A 20,857-nucleotide genomic window follows, 5' to 3' on the forward strand; every position below is an offset into this window, starting at 1 on the left:
CCAAAAATTAACTTAAAATTATCTACAAATTAACAATAGTGGGCATAGATCACATTCATCAAACTTATAATTCATTCCCTCTTCCATTCGTTGTTAACTTCACGCCGTAACATGCCCTGCCCCCTACTAAAGGTACAACTATGAAATTCAAACTCGCATTACTCAGTGCAACCCTGGTTTCTGCATGCATGTTGTCCGGCACGTCGTTTGCGGCGGAAAAATATGAAATTGCTGTGGTTGCCAAAGTCACCGGTATTCCGTGGTTTAACCGAATGGAAACCGGCGTGAATGAAGCAGCAAAAAAACTCGATGTAAATGCTTACCAGACCGGACCTTCAACGCCGGACCCGGCGCAGCAGGTAAAAGTCATTGAGGATCTGATCGCTAAAAACGTGAATGCGATCATCGTGGTTCCTAACGATGCCAAAGTCCTCGAACCCGTACTAAAAAAAGCGCGCGATAAAGGCATCGTGGTGCTGACGCACGAATCCCCGGATGAGCACATCGGCCAGTGGGATATCGAAACCATCGACAGTGAAAAATACGCGCAGGCCAACGTCGATGAACTGGCGAAAAATATGGGCGGCAAAGGCGGGTATGCTATCTATGTCGGTTCGCTGACCGTGCCGTTGCATAACGCGTGGGCGGATTATGCAATTAAGTACCAGAAAGAAAAATATCCGGAGATGTTCGAAGTCACCTCCCGTTTACCCGTCGCGGAAAGCATCGATAAGTCCTATGCCACGACGCTGGATCTGATGAAAACTTACCCGCAGATGAAAGGCATTATCGGTTTCGGCTCACTGGGTCCTATCGGTGCAGGCCAGGCCGTGCAGAAAAAACGCGCCAAAGATAAAATCGCCGTCGTCGGGATCGCCATGCCGGCACAGGCTGCGCCTTACCTGATGCGTGGAGACATCAAAAAAGCGCTGCTGTGGGATCCGAAAGACGCGGGCTACGCGCTGGTAACGGTTGCCGATCAACTGCTGCAGGGCAAAGAAGTCAACGCCGATTTGAGTATCGATGGTTTAGGGAAAGCCGATATCGACACGGAGAAGAAAGTGATCCGCTTTAACAAGATCCTCGAAGTCACCAAAGACAACGCACAATCACTCGGTTTCTAAGGCCTTAGCCAACACCAGGGAACCTTAACGCCGACCGTCTGGTCGGCGCTATCTACCAAACTAACACTCAGCGTCCGCGAGGACGCTCGCAGGGGTATTGTCCATGACAGACACCACCGCATTTATCACTCTTGAGAATATCAGCAAACAATTCCCGGGCGTGCTGGCGCTGGATAAGGTGAATTTGATGCTGAAAAAAGGCGAAGTTCACTGTCTGGCGGGTCAAAACGGTTGTGGTAAAAGCACCATTATTAAAGTGATCTCCGGGGTCTATAGCCCTGAAAAAGGCGCACAAATTTTACTCGACGGTAAATTGTTCCATCACCTGACGCCGCAACTCTCTTCCCACTATGGTATTCAGGTTATTTATCAGGATTTGTCGTTGTTTCCCAATTTTAGCGTCGCGGAAAACATCGCGGTCAACCGTTATCTGCCCGGTGGCGATATCTGGGTACGGCGTGGCGCCATGAAACAGCAGGCGCTGGCGGCCATGAAGCGCATCGGTGTGAACATCGATCCCGATAAAAAAGTTGAAAAACTCTCGATTGCCGACCGACAACTGGTTGCTATTTGCCGGGCAATCGCCGCCGATGCCCGACTGGTCATTATGGACGAGCCCACCGCCTCGCTAACCCGCCAGGAGGTTAATGGCCTGCTGCGGGTAGTTAATGAACTGAAAGCGGCCGGAATTTGCGTCGTGTTTGTCAGCCATCGTCTGGATGAGGTGATGGAAGTGGCGGACCGCATCAGCGTAATGCGCGACGGTAAACTGGTGGGCACATACCCTGCCAGCGAACTCGACAGCCACGAGCTGGCCTTCCTGATGACCGGACAACGCTTCCACTACAGCCCGCTGCCGCAAAGGCCTGCCATTGAGCAGGAACCGCTGCTGGAGCTGCGCAATCTCAGCCGTCGGGGCAAATACCAGAACATTAATCTGTCGCTGCACGGCGGCGAGATAGTTTCCATTGTGGGTCTGCTGGGAGCCGGACGTACCGAGCTCTGTCTGAGCCTGTTCGGCATGACGCATCCTGAAAGTGGTGAAATCCGCATTAACGGCCAGCCGGTTACTCTGCGCAATAACCATGACGCCATCAAACACGGGATCGGCTATGTCTCAGAAGATCGCCTGACGCAGGGGCTTATCATGGAGCAGTCGATCTATGACAACACCATCGTCACGGTATTTGACCAACTGCACACCCGCAGCGGCCTGCTCGATCATCGCAAAGCGCAAAAGCTGGTCGCCGACCTGATCCGCGAGCTGAACATTAAAGTCTCCGATCCACATCTGCCGGTCAAAACCCTTTCCGGCGGGAATGCCCAGCGTATCGCCATTGCTAAATGGGTGGCGACCAATCCGCGCATCCTGATCCTCGACTCGCCTACCGTTGGCGTGGACATCGCTAACAAAGAGGGTATTTACCAGATAGCCCGCGACCTGGCGGAGCAGGGGATGGCGGTGCTGATGATTTGCGATGAAATTCCGGAAGCGTATTACAACAGCCATCGCGTGCTGGTAATGCGCCGCGGCAAGCTGGTGGCGGAATTTAATCCTCATCAATGCCGTGAAGAGGAGATTGCTGAAGTGGTCGAGGTAATCAATGAATAAGATGCATCTGTCCCGTTTAATCGGGCAACATGAGTTCTGGCTGGGCCTGCTGGTTGTAGCCCTTGCCGTTGGGCTGAGCATCAGCACCGACGAGTTTCTGTCACTGGGGAACCTGACGGATGTGGCCACCAGCTACGCGATTCTTGGCATCCTTGCCTGCGGTCTGTTTGTAGTACTGATTTCCGGTGGGATCGACATCTCCTTCCCGGCGATGACCGCCATTGCCCAGTACGCGATGGCCAGTTGGGTGATCGGCCACGGCGGCAACTTCGCACTGGCGTTAATCATCGCGATTGCGGTAGGTCTGTTGCTTGGACTGATCAATGGCTTCCTGGTCTACTGGCTGCGCGTTCCGGCGATCATCATTACTATCGCCACGCTGAACGTTTATTACGGCCTGCTGGTTTACACCACTAAAGGCACCTGGCTGTATGGCTTCCCCGACTGGTTTATGAACGGCATTAACTGGTTCTCGTTCACCGCGGCGGATGGCTACGACTACGGTTTGACCCTGCCCCTGCTGTGCCTGGCTGCGGTGATCATCTTTACCGCCGTGCTGATGAACTATACCCGTCTTGGCCGTCAGGTTTACGCCATGGGCGGCAACCGCGACGCGGCCTCGCGCCTGGGACTGAATCTGCTGAAACTGCATTTCTACGTGTATGGCTATATGGGCATTCTGGCGGGCGTGGCCGCCGTGGTGCAGGCACAAATTACCCAGTCAGTAGCACCCAATTCGCTGCTCGGCTTTGAGTTGACGGTGCTGGCAGCGGTAGTGCTCGGGGGAACCAGTATGAGCGGTGGACGCGGTACGTTAACCGGAACCCTGCTCGGCGTGATCCTGCTGGCCTTCTTACAAAACGGCCTGACGCTGCTCAGCGTCTCCTCTTACTGGCATACCGTGTTCAGCGGCGCCATTATCCTGGTCAGCATCAGCGCCACGGCCTGGAACGAAAAACGCAAACTGGCAAGGGAGCTTTGAGATGAAAACAATCGCCAGATTTTTACCCGGTGATGCCATCATTCGCCTGCAATGCGTCATTATTGTGGTCGTCGCGCTGGTCTTCTCGGCCCTGCTCGGCAGCCGTTTTTTCAGCGTCGCTAACTTCCAGTCCATCGGTTCGCAGTTGCCGATCCTCGGCATGCTGGCCCTGGGGATGGGCATGACCATGCTGACCGGCGGCATTAACCTGTCGATAATTGCCGGGGCGAACGCCTGCTCGCTGGTGATGGCGGCGATTATCGTCACCCATCCGGATAACCCGCTGTTTCTGGTGCTGGCGCTGCTGGCAGGCGCTGCCGTCGCGGTTGCCATTGGTACCCTGAACGGCGCGCTGATCGCCTGGGTCGGGGTCTCGCCTATTCTCGCCACGCTCGGCACCATGACGCTTATCTCCGGGCTGAATATTCTGCTGTCTAACGGGACGGTCATTTCCGGCTTCCCGACGGCGATTCAATATCTTGGCAACGCAACCATTGCCGGGATTCCGGTGGCGCTGCTGCTCTTTTTCCTCGTGGCAATCCTGCTGTGGGTGCTGCTGGAGCACACCACGCTTGGGCGCAGTCTGTATCTCGTCGGTTCCAATGAGCAGGCTACCCGCTACAGCGGCGTGAATACCGTACGGGTACAAATTTCGGTGTACGTGATTTCTGCCCTGCTCGGCTGGGTCGCAGCCATTCTGATGATGGCGAAATTCAACTCGGCGAAAGCCGGATACGGCGAATCCTACCTGCTGGTCACCATCCTTGCCTCCGTCCTCGGCGGCATCAACCCGGATGGCGGTTTCGGGCGCATTATCGGCCTGGTGCTGGCACTGATCGTGCTGCAAATGCTGGAAAGCGGTCTTAACTTGCTGGGGGTCAGCAGCTATCTGACGATGGCGCTGTGGGGCGCGGTGCTGATCCTCTTTATCGCATTACAGAATCGTAAAGCCTGATTTCAGGAGAAAAAATTATGGCAAGTTACTTTATTGGTGTGGATGTCGGAACCGGTAGCGCCCGTGCTGGCGTGTTTGATCTCAACGGCAGAATGGTCGGTCAGGCCAGTCGGGCCATCGAGATTTACCGCCCGCAAGCCGATTTTGTTGAGCAGTCATCCGATAACATCTGGCAGGCGGTGTGCAACGCGGTTCGCGATGCCATCAACCAATCGGATATCAACCCGATTCAGGTGAAAGGGTTAGGCTTTGACGCGACCTGTTCTCTGGTGGTGCTGGATAAAGAAGGTAAGCCACTGACCATCAGCCCGTCCGGGCGCAGCGAACAGAATATCATTGTGTGGATGGACCACCGCGCCATTACCCAGGCCGACCGCATCAACGCCCTGCATCATCGGGTGCTGGACTACGTCGGCGGCATTATTTCTCCGGAAATGCAGACGCCAAAACTGCTGTGGCTGAAACAGCATATGCCCAATACCTGGGCCAATGCGGGTTACTACTTTGATTTGCCAGACTTCCTCACCTGGCGTGCGACCGGAGACGACACGCGATCGCTGTGCTCAACGGTCTGCAAATGGACCTATATGGGCCATGAAGACAAATGGGATGCCAGCTACTTCCGCCAGATCGGGCTGGAAGATTTACTGGAGCACGATGCTGCCAAAATTGGCCGCTACGTAAAAACCATGGGTGAACCGCTCGGTCATGGGCTGTCAGCACGCGCCGCCAGCGAAATGGGGCTGATTCCGGGGACGGCAGTCAGCGTATCGATCATCGATGCGCACGCCGGCACTCTCGGTACACTCGGCGCCTGCGGCGTTTCCGGCGAAGTGGCGGATTTCGACCGTCGTGTCGCACTGATTGGCGGTACCTCCACGGGTCATATGGCCATTTCCAAAGAGCCTCGTTTTATCAGCGGCATCTGGGGTCCCTACTACTCTGCCGTTCTGCCGGGGTATTGGCTAAATGAAGGCGGGCAGTCAGCGACCGGGGCGTTAATCGACCACGTCATTCAGTCGCATCCGTGCTATGAAACACTACTGGCGCAGGCGAAGTCCCAGGGACAAACCATTTACGAAGTACTGAACGCACTGCTGCGTAAAATGGCCGGTGAGCCAGAAGATATCGCGTTCCTGACCCGCGACATGCATATCCTGCCCTATTTCCACGGCAACCGCTCACCGCGCGCTAACCCAACGCTCACAGGGGCAATCACCGGGCTGAAGCTATCCCGCACGGCGGAAGACATGGCGTTGCAGTATCTGGCGACTATCCAGGCCATTGCCCTGGGGACACGTCATATTATCGAGACGATGAATCAAAGTGGTTACACCATCGATACCATTATGGCCAGCGGCGGCGGTACAAAGAACCCAATTTTCGTGCAGGAACATGCTAACGCCACGGGTTGCGCAATGTTGCTGCCAGAAGAGAGCGAAGCCATGCTGCTGGGTGGCGCGATGATGGGCACCATCGCGGCAGGTGTTTTTGACACCCTCCCGGAAGCGATGTCGGCGATGAGTCGTATTGGTAAGACGGTCACCCCACAAACAAACCGTATCAAGCAGTACTACGATCGCAAATACCGGGTATTCCACGAGATGTATCAGGACCACATGAAATACCGCGAGCTGATGCAGGAGGACGCATGAGTAACTCCTGGTCTCAGGCCACCAGTGTATTTCAGCTCTATAGCGATGCCCTGGCGAGTCTGGGGCAGCATCTGACTGAACCTGTCTGGCAGTCGTTGATGGCGGAGCTACGCGGTTGCCGGGGGAAAATCGTCGTCACTGGCGTCGGCACTTCCGGCATTGCCGCGCGTAAAGTGGCGCATATGCTTGCCTGCGTGGAGCGTCCGGCGATTTACCTCAATGCCACCGACGCCGCACATGGCGATCTGGGTTTTTTACGTGCCGACGACCTGGTCATCATGTTGTCACGCGGGGGCAATTCGGATGAGCTCACCCGGCTGCTACCCGGTCTGTCAGCGAGAAATGTGCCCATCCTGAGCATCACTGAAAACGCCGATTCAGCCATTGCTAAATCATCGAGACTGGTGATTTCCACCGGCGTCCAGCGCGAAGCCGATCCGCTAAACATGCTGGCGACCACCTCAATAATACTGGTACTGGCGATCTTTGACGCCGCCTGCGCCTGCCTGATGAGCGAAAGCGGCTACTCAAAGGAGACGTTGTTGTCTGTACATCCCGGCGGCGATGTGGGGTTAACGCTGAGCCGTGAGCAGTAACGCCATCCGGCGTATTGTTACGTTCACCTTATGTTTTTCACTTCTCTGAAACGATACTACCTGTGAACGTGTTAAGGGTACTATCGCCGTACCCTTAACAATCCCGCCGGGAGCCTGGGTTGCAAGGGAGGCGGCGGTGAGCCTCCCTTGCTCGTTCACGGGTATCTGCGCTTCAGAGAAATGACACCGTTCAGGTGAACGGAACCCTGAGCAGGAATCACATGTTCTCCATCATGTTTAACAGACATGCAGTACATCTCTGGCATATCTAAACAAAAGATAAAACAGTGAAAAAGCGGATTAACGCGCTGCGTTCGACTACCGCTATCTGTTCCGCACGTTAAAAATTCTGTGACGCTCCCCTGCATTCCTGGTGGAAAGCATTCCATTCTCCAAATCTATGAGCAAACCTTAGCTATTCTTATCAAACAACCTCACGGGAGATCCTACAGATGATGTCAACGCTTGCCCCACCATCTGTACTTTCCGCTCCCCAGCGCCGTTGCCAGATGCTGCTGACGCTTTTCCTGCCAGGGCAAATCACGACTGCACAAACTTTCAGCAGTCTTAATGGCGTGGATGATGCCACGGTTCAGGAAGATATTATCGGTGCCGGACTCGAAATCCAGCGCTATCACCGACTCGCCATTACCACCGCTCAGAATGGACATTATGCAATAGAAGGAACCCCGCTCAATCAGCGTCTGTGCCTGTTACAGTGGCTGCGCCGTGGCCTGCGGATTTGTCCAACATTTATTGCCCAGCAGTTTACCCCGGCGTTAAAAATGGAACTTAAGCAACGTGGTATTGCGCGAACGCTGTATGACGACACCAATCTGCATGCGCTGATCAACCTGTGTTCCCGACGCTTGCAGAAGCCGTTTGAGTGCCGTGATATCCAGTTCCTGCGGCTTTATTTACAGTACTGCCTGCTACAGCATCACGCAGGGATCACCCCGGAGTTTAATCCTCTGCAACAACGCTGGGCGCAAGCTTGTGCCGAATACCCACTCGCTGAGGAAATAGGCCGCCACTGGCAACGGCACGTTATGCAGCGTGCGCCGCTGGGGGAATCGCTGTTTATGGCGCTGCTGTTTTCGATGATCCGCATCCCCGACCCGATTCGTGATAACCACCAGCAGGATCGTCGTTTGCGCCTTGAGATTGCCCGGTTGGTGCTGCGTTTTCGTGAATATGGCAACGTCCGCTTCAGCGATGAACAGGGGCTAAATGACCAACTGTATGTACATCTGACTCAAGCGCTGAACCGCAGTCTGTTCGCCATTGGTATTGATAACACCCTGCCGGAAGAGTTCAGTCGGCTGTATCCCCGGTTAGTACGCACCACGCGTGAAGCGTTACACGGATTCGAAGACGAATACGATGTGCGTTTTTCAGAGGAAGAGGCCGGGCTGGTGGCCGTCATTTTCGGTGCCTGGCTGATGCAGGAAAAGGATTTACACGAGAAACAGATAATCCTGCTGACCGGCAATAACGAACAACGTGAGGCACATATAGAGCAACAGCTGCGGGAACTGACGCTGCTGCCGCTCAACGTAAAGCATATGCCGATGCAGGACTTTCAAAAAGAAGGTTCACCACGTGGTGTGGCGCTGATTATTACGCCGTACACCACGCCGCTACCGCTGTTTTCACCGCCGTTGATTCATGCGGACCTGGCGCTTACGCAACATCAGCAGCAGCAGATCCGCAAAATCCTCGAATCATGATGCTGTCGGTTGCGCCACCACTTTTGGTCGCAGGACAATCGCGGGAAGTGCCACCAGCGCCATCACCCAGAATACGCCACTGCCCAGGTTTTGATACAGGTAGCCGGCGAACACGGTCATGATGGCGATACTCCCCCCCATCGCCACCGCGGAATAAACCGCCTGCAAACGAATGACTTCGCTGCCCTGTCGCGTCGCGATATAGCGCATCGCCGCCAGGTGACAGACGGTAAATGTGCCGCAATGCAGGATCTGCACCACAATCAGCCACGGCAGTTCGGTACTCCAGCCCATTAATCCCCAACGCACCACGCCGCAAACGGCAGAGAGCAGCAACAGATCGCGAGCGCTAAAGCGACGGAATAGCTTGTGGCTGAGCGCAAAAATAATCACTTCCGCTACCACACCGAGCGACCATAAGTACCCTACCGCCGAGGCAGAATATCCAGCCGACTGCCAGTAGAGGGCACTAAAACCGTAATAGGCCGCATGAGCCCCTTGCAGCAAGCTTACGCAGGCGAGAAAACGCCAGCTTTGGGCTATCAACGTGCGCCAGGCCGGCCATCCTGCACTCTCCTGCTGACGGTTTTCACCCGCAGGCTGAACGCTCGGGCGGATCATCATCCCCAGCAGCATCGACGCGACCCCTAGCGACAACAGGACAAGGATCATCCGGTAATCAAACAGGCTCACCAGCTTGCCGGTCAGCGCGGAGCCGATGACAAAGGCCACAGACCCCCACAGGCGCACCCGACCATAATCCATGGTTATTTGTTTCTGCCAGGTGTTGGCCAGCGCGTCGGTCAGCGGCACCAGCGGTGAGAAAAACAGGTTAAAGCCGACCATCACCACCATCAGCCACGCGACGTTAGTGCCCGCCCAGAAGGCCAGCGCAAACACCAACGTCAACAGGGCCAGAATACGTAAAGCAGAGATCAGGCGAGAGGGATCGCTCACGCGCGGCGCAATCAGCAAACTCCCCAGAAAACGAGCAATCAGCCCCGCGCCCAGCAGCACACCAATGGTTTCCGGCGTCAGCCCCAATCCTTCGAGCCAGACGCTCCAGAAAGGCAGAAAAATACCGTAGCTAAAGAAATAGGTGAAATAACTGAGCGCCAGCCAGCGCGTGGAATGCAGAGCCATGAATCCCTCCCGTTTGGAGGCGATAGTCTGGCGACAAACGCAGGCTGGCGCAAGAGAGCATTAACAGACAAATAACATGATTTTCGCCCTATTCGATACAAATTTGCAGCGAAAAATGGCAACGTTCTCCCTGCGCTAAAACCTGCAATCCCGGCTGCCCCTGCATGTTGTGGGCATTCACCGGATGCGTTTGCGGCTCCAGGCACAGGAACTCCTCACCCGACATTCTGAACAGCATCAACCACGGAGTTTGCGCTAAAATCGTGACTTTCATCACATCCCGCTGAATAACGGCCCGCCCGCTCCAGCCAGAATATCCAACATTCAGCCAGCTATCCTCACCGTATTGCGCATGCATGAAATCCGCCGCTGAAGGAATATCGCATTGCCATTCCAGCGGCAGATGCTGTTCCCCCTCCGGCCAGTAGCCGCTGGCGGTGAACTGCGCAGTACTGCGCTTATCAAAGGCGAAAAACGGATGGAACCCGCAGCCGTAAATCATTGGCTGCTCACCGCAATGGGTGAGCGTCAACGAGGCATGCAGACTCGATGTTTCCAGTTGATAGCAAAGCTGCGCCGTATAGTCATAGCCACAGGGATGCCAACTGCGCAACTGCAGTAAACAACCGCTTTGAGTAACGGTGATAACCTGCCAGCGTTGCAGCCAGCCGTCACCGTGCAGGAAAAAGGTGTCATCTGCGCCATGTTGAGGTAAAACCACCTCTTCACCGCGCAGCATAAAACGATTTCCCGCCACCCGATTCGCGACCGGCAGCATCGGGAACAGACCACAATCACCGGGTTGTTGACCATGACCTTCGCGTAAAATGGCCTGTTGATGTTGTAACGAAACCAGACTTAATAGCGAACCGCCCTGCGAGTCTACGCACATCCGCAGATGTGCGTTTTGTAGCGTCAGCAGACCATCCATTATCGAACGCTTCGTTGCTGGGTTGATGCGCCAGCTTTTGTATGTTGCGCCGCCAGCTGTTCTTCCAGCGCTTCCAGCGTCACGCCTTTAGTTTCCGGTACATTACGCAGAACATATATGAAGCCCATCGCGCAAATCACACCGTACAACAGGAAGCTTCCCGACGCGCCCAGACTCGCATTGAGCAGCGGGAAGGTATAGGTCAGCAGGAAGCAGGCAATCCACAGCGCCAGCGTCCCCAGCGACATCGCCAACCCCCGAACGCGGTTAGGGAAAATTTCAGACAGCAGCACCCAGGTCACCGGAGCCAGCGTCAGGGCATAAATAGCTATCGCCGCCAGCACCAGAACCAAAACCGGCCAGCCCATAATGCCCAACCCGTACGCCCCGGCAATCAGTACATAAATAACGGTTAATCCTGACGCACCGAACAACATCAGTTTACGACGACCAATTTTGTCCACTAACGGCAGAGCAGCAAGGGTAAAGACCAGATTGATGATCCCTGTCGCCACGATCGATTTTAACGTACCGTTGATGTCGAATCCGGCAGAGGCGAAGATCTCCTGCGCATAGTTGAAAATAACGTTGATCCCACACCACTGCTGGAACACCGCCAGCACCATGCCAATAATCACGATCGGTTTGATCTGCGGTTGTAACAGCGTTGACCACGCGACCTTGTGATTATCTTTTTGCAGCGTATGTTCAATTTCTTTCAGCGTTTGCCCGGCATACTCCGCTGAACCAATGCGCTGCAACATGGCGCGGGCACGATCGGCTTTGCCCGCTTTCACCAGCCAGCGCGGCGATTCGGGTACAAAGAACATCAGCACCAGGAAAATTACCGCAGGCACTAATTCAGCACCAAACATCCAGCGCCAGCCTGTCTGACCGTTCCAGCTTTCAACAATTGCCTGCTGCGTAGCGCCTGTGGCAACAGGTTCGGCAATCATCAGGTTGATAAGCTGCGCCGCCAGCACGCCAATGACGATGGTGAGCTGGTTAACGGCCACAAAGCGACCACGCTTTTCAGCGGGGCTAACCTCGGCGATATACAGTGGGCTTAGCGCAGACGCCAGACCAATCCCCACGCCGCCAACGATGCGATAAACAATAAACATATCGAAGTTACTGGCGACGGCGGTTCCCCAGGCGGAAGCGCTAAAGAGGATCGCTGAGAGAATCAGCGGCATTTTTCGGCCAAACTTATCGGCGCACCAGCCGGAAATCAGCGCGCCAAAGATACAACCAACCAGCGCGGAACTCATCGCCCAGCCGGATTGCGCCGGATCGGTAATCGAGAAATATGCTTCATAGAAGGGTTTTGCCCCGCCGATCACCACCCAGTCATAACCAAACAGTAAACCTCCGCAGGCCGCAACCAGGCAGATAGTCCAGACGTAACCAATCTTTAAATGTGTCTGCGCGTTGTTCATTATGATTCCTCTTTCAGGGAAACGCAGGGTACAGTAGGTTTCGGGTGAGGTTACCCCCACCCGTTTCGGGTATTACTGGAAAAGCCTTACGTTAATGGCGTGACGCAGCAGTAATGCCTTGTCATGTGCCGGATTGAGTTGCAGGAGTTCATCAAGTTCACGCTGACAGGCGGCGCTATTTCCCAGCCCCAGATGCCCGAGCGCATTGATAAACAGGCAGTGTTGCTGGTGTTTTGCTTGTGCTGAGGTATCCAGCACCACCAGATCGGGTAGCGAGACGGCAAAGAAATCGACATCAGGAACGTTGTCATGCTGCAACTCGACCCATTGCAGGAAGCTATTGAACAACGCGTCCGCCTCTGCGTCATCGCCAAGTTTTCTCTGCGCCATACCCTGCCAGAAGAGATAGTCCACTGGCTGGTCGTTGTAATAGCGTCCGGCATCCAGTGACGTGCCGCCGCACGTCGCTCGCGCAAAATAACGTTGGGACTCCTCAAAGTAGCCTTGTTGCTGTGAACAACATCCCAGCAAATACCAGATGTCATTATCTGTCTGTCCGGGTAAGCGCCCTTCGCCAAGATTCTGCGGGTAGCGCAATGCTTCTTGCAGTAAAGAGATGGCTAATTGCTGATCACCAGAATGTATTGCCGCCAGCGCACGATGGAGTTGATTGAGCAGGTACTGCCCGGTCGCCTTGCCCTCCCCGCCTTCCCACGGATGGAACACTCGCTCGCGCAGCACAGCAGCAGCGGCATCATAGTGACCCAATCCATTCCACAGGCTGAGCAGTTCCACTGTCAGATCATCACGCAGGAAGACAATCTCTTTGCTGGCCTCCAGTCGCTGCAAACGTTGTTCTGCCGGTTGCGCCATCAGTTTATTGAGATAGTCGAGTTCAAACAGGAAACGCGCGTTTTGCGGCTCCAATGCCACAGCCTGTGATAAATAGCGTTTTGCCAGGTGAGCATCGTGCTGTTTGTTCCACGCATAAATACCAAGTAAACGGTGTACTGGGGCAAAATCCGGCTCCTGCTCAAGCGTGAACTGCCAACAGGAGACTGCCTCGGCGTAACGTCGCTTGCTGTACCAGAAACAACCGAGTAGATAGCGGGAAAACGCATCCTGTTCCAGGGTTTGCAGCATCTGTACCTCATCCAGCGTATTAGGGAACCGGACGCGATTTTGCAGACACTCGCGGGCACGAGCGATAAAGTGCTGCGGATTATCGCTTAATGAAGCCCGCCACAGCATCGGCAGCGTTTCCTGGCTGTCGAGCAGTTCCAGCACGCCACGGGCAGCATCCTTTTGCCCCAAAGAAGTCAGCCAGCCTGCCAGTTCACACGCGTTGGTCCCGCGCCGCCCGGTAATCGCAATCAGCGCTTGCGCCGTCGCTTCGTCCTGGCAGATTGCCCAGCGGGCATAATGCAGGGTATAGCTCAGCGGATAATCCACCAGCTGTTGGCGAATGTAGTCCAGCGCTTGCGTATTGCGATCAAGCTTCGCCAGCGCCAACGCTTTCAGCCCCATAGCCAGGTTATTACTGCCATTAAAACGCAGGCTCTGCTCCACCTTTTCCAATGCGCCAGCGTAGTCCTGACGCTTCATCGCCAGACGCGCTAACGACCAGAAAGCCGCATCCCGGCAGTTGCCGCTCCAGCTGGCCTTATAATAATTATCCCACGCGCTGTCATCATCGCCCTGACGTTCCTGTGCGGCGGCCAGCAGCATACTCGCCTCGCCATCACGCGAATTTTTATTGAGCTTATGCGCCCGCTCCAGCGCCTTGCCAGCACATTGTGCCGCCAGCGCCCAGTCGGCGCGGTTTAGCGCCAGCGTCCCCAGGGCTACATTATTGCGGTAGTCCAGCGGATCAACGTCCAGTGCGCGGCGATAATAATCTTCGGCATAGCGGCTGGCGTGGTTGTACTGCTCCAGATGCTGACCAATAAAATAGAGTTCATCGGTATTAGAAAGCGCTTCTGGCAGCGCTGGCGCGACGGCCGCCGATGGCAGCGGTAATTCTTGCGCGATGTGCTCTTCGTACTGCAAAAGCGTAGTGCCATCGGCGCTAGTGACGGTCATCGTCACCCGGGCATGGCCATTGTCGGACACATCGGCCAGCCAACTCTGTCCCGGCTCAAGGGTGAGAGTATTTTCATAGAACGGCTGCCCGTGCGCAGCAAGCGTAACCTGAACATTACGTAGCGGCGCAATCGCATAAACGCCCACAGAAAGCTGGCTACGCTCACGCACCAGACGAAGCGCCAACTGCGTGCTGGCGTTTTGCACCATTCCCAGTTCGCTGTAGGGCAGGAAGTTTTGTACGAAGACTTTCTCTTCGTACGGCGCAAGCCAGGTGAAATCCGGCTGATTATCGGTAAAGACCCCGGTCATCAGTTCAATATACGGACCGTTGTCATCGGTGAGATTACGATCCCAGGCAACCCCAAAGTCGCCGTATCCCCAGGTCCACTGTTTTTTCCCCGGCGAAACATGGTGATCGGCCACATGCAGCAACCCACCACGTTCGCCGTGATGCCACGCGCCAACAAAATCATAATCAGATTTTTCAGCCATATAGGAGGTAGGCACGGGTACATTCTTGTAGCGTGAGATATCCACACCGGCCGAATAGTCCACTTTGTAGTAGGTGCCGGTGGCGATGGGAAACGCTGAGACATCGCGCTTGCCATGGTCAAATACCGCCGTCACATCCGGTGGGAACACACTCTGGTGATCGTCGCCGCCCTTCACCGCCGGATTCGCCCACCATAAGAAGTGGCGCGGGGTAGCGTTACCGTTAAACACTTTCCCGGTTATCTCGATCAACGCGCGATCCGGATACAGCGTGAATCCGGTCATCACCTGTAAACCGCGCATGGGTTCAACCTCACCCATCCACACGGTGTATTCACCCTGCTCACCCTGCTGCTGCGTAAAATCCACCGGCATAAAGGTGGTCGGACGATGATGTTGCGGCCAGTTAAACTCGATACCGCCGGAGATCCACGGCCCAAGCAGACCGACCAGCGCGGGTTTCACCACTTCGTTGTAGTAGACGAAGTCGCGCTGCTGCACTTTGTCATACGCTCGATGAATACGCCCGCCTAACTCCGGCAGCAGCATGATGCGAATGAAGTCATTCTCCATCCACACCGCCTGATAGTCGCGCATTTCACGTTTGCCGGTGAGCGTATCAATCACGCCGTAAGGGTAAACCGCTCCAGAAGATCCCTGATAAACCCGCTTTTCCAGAAACATTGGGTTGGCATCTTCTTCACCTGCCGTCCACGTTGGGAGGGTGATCGTTTCCTGCCAGACTTTAACTGAACCGTACATGCCGCTCTCCACTCAATAAACCAAAGTAAAAGTTCAACTTGATGCTATTCTGCGGCAGTTAAGTGGCGTTAAAATGCGCAATGCTCACGCAATATAGTTAAGGGAGTTAAGTGAATGCAGCGTTCGGGGTTCAACAACGCCAGGGTCCGTCAGGCGAATAAACAGATCTTTTTGTCCCACCTGTGGCGGGAAAAACAGCTCAGCAAGTCACAACTGGCGCAGCTCACCAGCCTGTCGATCCCGGCGGTCAGCAATATCCTCGAAGAACTGATGGATGAAGGGAGAATCAGCCATTCGCGAGAAACCTTAAGCCAGCGCGGTTTGAGCAGCGGCAGCTATCATTTGCCAGAAAAAGGCGCCTGGACGCTGTGTATCAACGTCACCCCCACCAGCATCACCAGTCAACTGGCGGACGCGCGGCTGGTGGCTGTCGGCGACTGGCAGCATGAAGTTATCAACCCCGAATCCCCAAAAGCGCTGCTGTCAGCCCTGGCGGCACACTGGCGGGAGTATCGTCGGCAATTTCCCGAGGTGACGATTAATCTGGCGCTTGGCGTTCACGGTCAGGTTGATCCGATAACCGGTGCATCAAAAACCATGCCCCAGGCTCCGTGGAAAACCCCGGTGGAAATAAAATATCTGCTGGAGGAGAAGCTCGGCGTGCAGGTCCGGCTGGACAATGACTGCGTGATGCTGGCGCTGGCGGAAAAATGGCAAAACCCGGCGGCCAACGGTGATTTCTGCGTAATTAACGTTGATTACGGTATTGGTTCATCGTTTGTGATTAACGATAACATCTGGCGCGGCAGTCTGTACGGCAGCGGTCAGATTGGGCATACCATCATTCATCCCGATGGCGTGGCCTGTGACTGCGGTCGCTATGGCTGCCTGGAAACCGTAGCATCCTTGAGCGCATTGAAAAAGCAGGCCCGGGTGTGGATGAAATCGCAGCCGACATCCCTTTACGATCCGGAAACGCTCACCACTGACCAGCTAATTGCGGCCTGGCAGCACGGTGATGTGCGCATTCAGGCCTGGGCCGAAAATGCCGCCAGCGCCATCGGACTCAGTCTTTATAACTTTCTGAATATACTCAACATTAACCAAATATGGTTGTATGGGCGTAGCTGCGCATTTGGCGATAGCTGGCTCAATACGCTGGTGCAGCAAACTGGGTTTAACCCGTTCGATCACGGCGATAACCCGCGTGCCAGAGCCACGCAGATAAGCTTCGGTCAGCTTAATCGCGCCCAGCAACTGATGGGGATTGGCTATCTGTATGTGGAATCACAACTGAGCGAACTGTAACTATTACTCCGTCAGACTCACCGCTAAACGTTCCTGTACCGTGGCGATAAAATCGGTCAACGCCGGTTTGATTGACCCTTTTTTCCACGCCATCAGCAGTGAAATTGTCGGGATATCGCCGACAATTGGCCGGAAAACCACCTGACCGGTATTAAAATTATTCATATAACCGGGTATCAAAGTGACCCCCAGTCCCATACCGACCAGATTCATGGTCACCAGAATGTTGGTAGCTACCTGTACAATATTGGGCTGGCTTTTTTGCTGCTGGAACCAGTTTTTGACAATCATTGCTAACGCACCAGAATAAGCGGGATCGGTGCTGACAAAATTCACGCCGTGTAGTTGTTCTGCGGAGATTGCTTGCTCATTAGCTAACGGATGATTCACCGGTAAAACCACTACTAACGGCTCATGAATCAGCTCCAGATAATCCAGATCCGGACTGTACACCGGGTGGCGCATTAAGCCCACATCCAGCTCCCCACGCAGGATCTTCTCTTCCTGCTCGGTGGTGATCAGACTCACCAGTTCAATGTGTGTATCCGGTTGTTTTAAACGAAACAAAGGCAGCACCTTAGGCAGCAGATTCACCTCTGCTGAAGGAACAAAACCAATCGTAAAATGGTTATCTTCCTGTACCGTTTTACGGGCGCGAATTTTGGCGCTCTCCGCCTGTTCGAGGATAGCCAGTGCATCTTGTAAAAAGCATTCTCCCGCCGCCGTCAGCGCAACTTTTCGTTTATCCCGCACCAGCAACGGAACGCCCACGCAAGTTTCCAGATCGCGGATCTGGCTGCTTAACGACGGCTGAGAGGTATGCAGCTTTTCTGCCGCTCGGGTGAAATTCAGCGCCTGCGCCACCGCTACGAAATAGCGTAAGTGCCTCAGTTCCATGCCCTTCTCCTTGTTATCGAAAAAATGTCTCAACTGGTAGAAATTTACTATTTCACAGATTGATAACTAACCAGCAACATCCTTAGGGTACAAAAATAGAAGGTCAATACATCTTAGCTTTCAGGATTAAAAAATATGACCACACCCTCAAATTTAGACATCTACCAACTGATCGACACGCAAAACGGTCGCGTAACCCCACGAATTTATACCGACCCTGAAATTTACCAACTGGAACTGGAACGCATCTTCGGACGCTGCTGGTTATTTCTCGCCCACGAAAGCCAAATCCCCAAACCCGGTGATTTTTTTAACACCTACATGGGCGAGGATGCGGTCGTGGTGGTGCGTCAGAAAGACGGCAGCATCAAAGCCTTTCTCAACCAATGCCGTCACCGCGCAATGCGGGTCAGCTACGCCGACTGCGGCAACACCCGCGCCTTTACCTGCCCCTATCACGGTTGGTCATACGGTATTAACGGCGAGCTCATCGATGTCCCACTGGAGCCGCGCGCTTACCCACAAGGGTTGTGCAAATCTCACTGGGGCCTGAACGAAGTTCCTGGCGTCGAGAGCTACAAGGGACTGATTTTCGGTAACTGGGATACCTCCGCGCCTGCGCTGCGCGATTATCTCGGCGACATCGCCTGGTATCTGGACGGCGTGCTCGATCGCCGCGAAGGCGGCACAGAAATCGTCGGTGGTGTACAAAAATGGACTATCGACTGTAACTGGAAATTCCCCGCCGAACAGTTTGCCAGCGACCAGTATCACGCGCTGTTCAGCCATGCTTCTGCCGTTCAGGTACTGGGCGCGAAAGATGACGGCAGTGATAAACGCCTGGGGGACGGACAAACCGCCCGTCCGGTGTGGGAAACTGCCAAAGATGCGCTGCAATTCGGTCAGGACGGGCACGGCAGCGGATTTTTCTTTACTGAAAATCCGGATGCCAACGTCTGGGTCGACGGTGAAGTCTCCAGCTACTACCGCGATACCTACGCGGAAGCCGAGCAGCGTCTGGGTAAGGTTCGCGCCCTGCGTCTGGCCGGTCACAACAACATTTTCCCAACGCTTTCCTGGCTCAACGGTACTGCCACCTTAAGGGTCTGGCATCCACGCGGGCCGGATCAGGTTGAAGTGTGGGCGTTCTGTATTACCGATAAGGCAGCGTCAGATGACGTCAAAGCGGCATTTGAAAACAGCGCTACCCGTGCCTTCGGCCCGGCGGGGTTCCTTGAGCAGGATGACTCAGAAAACTGGTGTGAAATTCAAAAACTGCTGAAAGGCCACCGGGCGCGCAATAGCAAACTGTGTCTGGAGATGGGATTGGGCCAGGAAAAACGCCGTGAAGACGGTATTCCGGGGATCACCAACTACATCTTCTCAGAAACCGCCGCACGCGGCATGTACCAGCGTTGGGCCGATCTGCTTAGTAGCGAAAGCTGGCAGGAAGTGCATGAGAAAACCGCCGCTTACCAGCAGGAGGTGATGAAATGAGTACCTTAGTCTCCCTGGAGCTTCATCATCGCATTGCGCAGTTTCTCTACCATGAAGCCAGCCTGCTGGATGACTGGAAGTTTCGCGACTGGCTGGCACAACTGGACGACGGCATTCGCTACACCATGCGTACCACAGTCAATGCCCAAACCCGCGATCGTCGCAAAGGCGTGCAGCCGCCGACCACCTGGATTTTCAATGACAACAAAGATCAGCTCGAACGCCGTATAGCACGGCTGGAAACCGGCATGGCCTGGGCGGAAGAGCCGCCATCACGCACTCGTCATCTGATCAGCAACCTGCAGGTCAGCGAAACGGACCAACCCGACGTGTTTGCAGTGCGCCTTAACTACCTGCTGTACCGCGCACAAAAAGAGCGAGATGAAACCTTTTACGTTGGCATGCGCGTAGACAAAGTCCGTCGTCTGCCGGGTGATGAGTGGCGTTTACTGGAGCGTGAGATCGTGCTGGATCAGGCGGTGATCACCTCCCATAACCTGAGTGTACTGTTCTGATGAGCCGTGTTTATGCCTGCCCCGTAGGGGATTTGCCGGAGGGTGAAGCTCTCCGGCTCGACACATCGCCCGTCATCGCGCTGTTTAACGTCGGCGGCGAGTTTTATGCCATTAACGATCGCTGCAGCCATGGCAATGCCTCGATGTCGGAAGGTTATCTGGAAGACGATGCCACCGTGGAATGCCCGCTGCATGCGGCCAGTTTTTGTCTGAAAACCGGTAAAGCGCTATGCCTGCCCGCCACCGATCCGCTGACTACCTATGCCGTGTATGTGGAAGGTAGCGATGTGTTTGTTGATATTCCCGGAGGGGCCTGATGAGCGATTTACGCGACAACATCATCTTTATCACTGGCGGTGGCTCTGGCCTCGGTCTGGCACTGGTCGAACGCTTTATCGAAGAAGGTGCAAAAGTTGCCACGCTGGAACTGTCGACAGCCAAGGTCGCCAGCTTGCGCCAGCGCTTTGGCGAACACGTGCTGGCGTTAGAAGGGAATGTCACCTGTTATGCCGACTATCAGCGGGCGGTGGATCAGATCCTCACGACGTTCGGCAAGCTGGACTGCTTTATCGGTAATGCCGGGATTTGGGATCATAATGCTTCGCTGATCAGTACCTCCGCCGAGGCGCTGGAAAGCGGCTTTCATGAGCTGTTCAACGTTAACGTGCTGGGCTATCTGCTGGGCGCGAAAGCCTGTGCCGCTGCGCTTATTGCCAGCGAAGGCAGTATCATTTTTACCCTTTCCAATGCCGCATGGTATCCCGGCGGCGGCGGCCCGTTGTATACCGCAAGCAAGCACGCCGCAACCGGACTCATTCGTCAGTTAGCCTACGAGTTAGCACCGAAAGTTCGTGTCAACGGCGTAGGGCCGTGCGGTATGGCAACTGACCTGCGAGGCCCGCAGGCGTTGGGTCAGAACGATACATCAATTATGCAATCACTGACGCCGGAAAAAATCGCCGCTATCCTGCCGCTGCAGTTTTTCCCTGATCCAGCAGATTTTACCGGTCCATACGTGATGCTGGCATCAAAGCGCAACAACCGTACGTTGAGCGGCGTGATGATCAATGCCGATGCGGGTCTGGGTATTCGCGGTATTCGCCACGTTGCCGCCGGGCTGGATCTCTGAGGAGG

17 protein-coding genes are annotated in these 20,857 nt (G+C 54.8%); 12 read left to right on the plus strand and 5 right to left on the minus strand.

Annotation, left to right across the window (positions count from 1 at the left end; genetic code table 11):
• The first annotated feature begins 140 nt into the window (after nucleotides 1–140).
• The 7 genes from RYZ59_RS02580 (at nucleotide 141) to csiE (ending at nucleotide 8,654) form a co-directional block, all read left to right on the plus strand.
• Nucleotides 141–1,124 (plus strand): autoinducer 2 ABC transporter substrate-binding protein, encoded by a 984-nt coding sequence (locus RYZ59_RS02580; protein ID WP_006683457.1) that lies wholly within the window; start codon nucleotides 141–143, stop codon nucleotides 1,122–1,124.
• Nucleotides 1,125–1,227: 103 nt separating this feature from the next.
• A complete protein-coding gene (locus tag RYZ59_RS02585) occupies nucleotides 1,228–2,736 on the plus strand; it encodes a sugar ABC transporter ATP-binding protein (protein ID WP_318044652.1) in 1,509 nt (502 codons plus the stop codon).
• A complete protein-coding gene (locus RYZ59_RS02590; RefSeq protein WP_202038050.1) occupies nucleotides 2,729–3,718 on the plus strand; it encodes an ABC transporter permease in 990 nt (329 codons plus the stop codon). Before RYZ59_RS02585 ends, RYZ59_RS02590 begins: the two co-directional genes overlap by 8 nt.
• A 1-nt stretch (nucleotide 3,719) precedes the next feature.
• The gene (locus RYZ59_RS02595) at nucleotides 3,720–4,673 is read left to right on the plus strand and encodes an ABC transporter permease (protein WP_003037658.1); all 954 of its coding nucleotides are present in this window, start codon (nucleotides 3,720–3,722) and stop codon (nucleotides 4,671–4,673) included.
• Nucleotides 4,674–4,690: 17 nt separating this feature from the next.
• A complete protein-coding gene (locus tag RYZ59_RS02600) occupies nucleotides 4,691–6,328 on the plus strand; it encodes an FGGY-family carbohydrate kinase (RefSeq protein ID WP_137384810.1) in 1,638 nt (545 codons plus the stop codon).
• A complete protein-coding gene (locus RYZ59_RS02605; protein WP_318044655.1) occupies nucleotides 6,325–6,924 on the plus strand; it encodes an SIS domain-containing protein in 600 nt (199 codons plus the stop codon). The genes RYZ59_RS02600 and RYZ59_RS02605 overlap by 4 nt, the downstream gene beginning before the upstream one ends.
• Nucleotides 6,925–7,376: 452 nt before the next feature.
• Nucleotides 7,377–8,654 (plus strand): stationary phase inducible protein CsiE, encoded by a 1,278-nt coding sequence (gene csiE, locus RYZ59_RS02610; RefSeq protein ID WP_318044657.1) that lies wholly within the window; start codon nucleotides 7,377–7,379, stop codon nucleotides 8,652–8,654.
• Here the strand turns inward: csiE and RYZ59_RS02615 are convergent.
• From RYZ59_RS02615 to RYZ59_RS02630, 4 genes are all read right to left on the minus strand, one after another.
• Complete coding sequence (locus RYZ59_RS02615; RefSeq protein WP_318044659.1) at nucleotides 8,649–9,797, minus strand: 3-phenylpropionate MFS transporter; 1,149 nt, start codon at nucleotides 9,795–9,797, stop codon at nucleotides 8,649–8,651. The two genes, csiE and RYZ59_RS02615, sit on opposite strands and share 6 nt — an antisense overlap.
• Nucleotides 9,798–9,885: 88 nt before the next feature.
• A complete protein-coding gene (locus RYZ59_RS02620; protein WP_318044661.1) occupies nucleotides 9,886–10,728 on the minus strand; it encodes an aldose 1-epimerase in 843 nt (280 codons plus the stop codon).
• Nucleotides 10,728–12,167 carry a sugar porter family MFS transporter gene (locus RYZ59_RS02625; RefSeq protein WP_318044663.1) on the minus strand — a complete coding sequence of 480 codons (1,440 nt, stop codon included), beginning with the start codon at nucleotides 12,165–12,167 and terminating at the stop codon, nucleotides 10,728–10,730. Before RYZ59_RS02625 ends, RYZ59_RS02620 begins: the two co-directional genes overlap by 1 nt.
• A 72-nt stretch (nucleotides 12,168–12,239) precedes the next feature.
• Nucleotides 12,240–15,506, minus strand: a complete 3,267-nt coding sequence (locus RYZ59_RS02630; RefSeq protein WP_318044664.1) for a DUF5107 domain-containing protein — start codon at nucleotides 15,504–15,506, stop codon at nucleotides 12,240–12,242.
• A gap of 114 nt (nucleotides 15,507–15,620) precedes the next feature.
• On the opposite strand from RYZ59_RS02630, the gene RYZ59_RS02635 reads away from it, so the two are divergent.
• Nucleotides 15,621–16,814, plus strand: a complete 1,194-nt coding sequence (locus tag RYZ59_RS02635) for an ROK family transcriptional regulator (RefSeq protein ID WP_318044665.1) — start codon at nucleotides 15,621–15,623, stop codon at nucleotides 16,812–16,814.
• Between the two features lie 3 nt (nucleotides 16,815–16,817).
• Here the strand turns inward: RYZ59_RS02635 and hcaR are convergent, their stop codons facing one another.
• Nucleotides 16,818–17,711, minus strand: coding sequence for a DNA-binding transcriptional regulator HcaR (hcaR, locus tag RYZ59_RS02640; RefSeq protein ID WP_318044666.1), 894 nt, complete (start codon nucleotides 17,709–17,711; stop codon nucleotides 16,818–16,820).
• A gap of 135 nt (nucleotides 17,712–17,846) precedes the next feature.
• Between hcaR and hcaE the strand changes: the two genes are divergently transcribed.
• Genes hcaE through hcaB form a run of 4 tightly spaced genes read left to right on the plus strand, consistent with a single transcriptional unit; the run spans nucleotide 17,847 to nucleotide 20,852 of the window.
• Entirely contained in the window at nucleotides 17,847–19,208 is a 1,362-nt protein-coding gene (gene hcaE, locus RYZ59_RS02645) for a 3-phenylpropionate/cinnamic acid dioxygenase subunit alpha (protein WP_318044667.1), read from the plus strand.
• On the plus strand, nucleotides 19,205–19,723 hold the full coding sequence (gene hcaF / locus RYZ59_RS02650) for a 3-phenylpropionate/cinnamic acid dioxygenase subunit beta (RefSeq protein WP_318044668.1): 519 nt from the start codon (nucleotides 19,205–19,207) through the stop codon (nucleotides 19,721–19,723). The genes hcaE and hcaF overlap by 4 nt, the downstream gene beginning before the upstream one ends.
• A complete protein-coding gene (hcaC, locus tag RYZ59_RS02655) occupies nucleotides 19,723–20,040 on the plus strand; it encodes a 3-phenylpropionate/cinnamic acid dioxygenase ferredoxin subunit (RefSeq protein WP_318044670.1) in 318 nt (105 codons plus the stop codon). Before hcaF ends, hcaC begins: the two co-directional genes overlap by 1 nt.
• A complete protein-coding gene (gene hcaB, locus RYZ59_RS02660) occupies nucleotides 20,040–20,852 on the plus strand; it encodes a 3-phenylpropionate-dihydrodiol/cinnamic acid-dihydrodiol dehydrogenase (RefSeq protein ID WP_318044671.1) in 813 nt (270 codons plus the stop codon). The genes hcaC and hcaB overlap by 1 nt, the downstream gene beginning before the upstream one ends.
• Nucleotides 20,853–20,857 lie beyond the last annotated feature (5 nt).

Origin of the sequence: Citrobacter sp. HN-141 (assembly GCF_033341895.1) — a bacterium.
GTDB lineage: Bacteria > Pseudomonadota > Gammaproteobacteria > Enterobacterales > Enterobacteriaceae > Citrobacter.

What these genes read in the sequence shown, in the direction of transcription:
- RYZ59_RS02580 (WP_006683457.1), top strand. Translation starts at nt 141, where the DNA reads ATGAAATTCAAACTCGCATTACTCAGTGCAACCCTGGTTTCTGCATGC.
- RYZ59_RS02585 (WP_318044652.1), top strand. Translation starts at nt 1,228, where the DNA reads ATGACAGACACCACCGCATTTATCACTCTTGAGAATATCAGCAAACAA.
- RYZ59_RS02590 (WP_202038050.1), top strand. Translation starts at nt 2,729, where the DNA reads ATGAATAAGATGCATCTGTCCCGTTTAATCGGGCAACATGAGTTCTGG.
- RYZ59_RS02595 (WP_003037658.1), top strand. Translation starts at nt 3,720, where the DNA reads ATGAAAACAATCGCCAGATTTTTACCCGGTGATGCCATCATTCGCCTG.
- RYZ59_RS02600 (WP_137384810.1), top strand. Translation starts at nt 4,691, where the DNA reads ATGGCAAGTTACTTTATTGGTGTGGATGTCGGAACCGGTAGCGCCCGT.
- RYZ59_RS02605 (WP_318044655.1), top strand. Translation starts at nt 6,325, where the DNA reads ATGAGTAACTCCTGGTCTCAGGCCACCAGTGTATTTCAGCTCTATAGC.
- csiE (WP_318044657.1), top strand. Translation starts at nt 7,377, where the DNA reads ATGATGTCAACGCTTGCCCCACCATCTGTACTTTCCGCTCCCCAGCGC.
- RYZ59_RS02615 (WP_318044659.1), bottom strand. Translation starts at nt 9,797, where the DNA reads ATGGCTCTGCATTCCACGCGCTGGCTGGCGCTCAGTTATTTCACCTAT.
- RYZ59_RS02620 (WP_318044661.1), bottom strand. Translation starts at nt 10,728, where the DNA reads ATGGATGGTCTGCTGACGCTACAAAACGCACATCTGCGGATGTGCGTA.
- RYZ59_RS02625 (WP_318044663.1), bottom strand. Translation starts at nt 12,167, where the DNA reads ATGAACAACGCGCAGACACATTTAAAGATTGGTTACGTCTGGACTATC.
- RYZ59_RS02630 (WP_318044664.1), bottom strand. Translation starts at nt 15,506, where the DNA reads ATGTACGGTTCAGTTAAAGTCTGGCAGGAAACGATCACCCTCCCAACG.
- RYZ59_RS02635 (WP_318044665.1), top strand. Translation starts at nt 15,621, where the DNA reads ATGCAGCGTTCGGGGTTCAACAACGCCAGGGTCCGTCAGGCGAATAAA.
- hcaR (WP_318044666.1), bottom strand. Translation starts at nt 17,711, where the DNA reads ATGGAACTGAGGCACTTACGCTATTTCGTAGCGGTGGCGCAGGCGCTG.
- hcaE (WP_318044667.1), top strand. Translation starts at nt 17,847, where the DNA reads ATGACCACACCCTCAAATTTAGACATCTACCAACTGATCGACACGCAA.
- hcaF (WP_318044668.1), top strand. Translation starts at nt 19,205, where the DNA reads ATGAGTACCTTAGTCTCCCTGGAGCTTCATCATCGCATTGCGCAGTTT.
- hcaC (WP_318044670.1), top strand. Translation starts at nt 19,723, where the DNA reads ATGAGCCGTGTTTATGCCTGCCCCGTAGGGGATTTGCCGGAGGGTGAA.
- hcaB (WP_318044671.1), top strand. Translation starts at nt 20,040, where the DNA reads ATGAGCGATTTACGCGACAACATCATCTTTATCACTGGCGGTGGCTCT.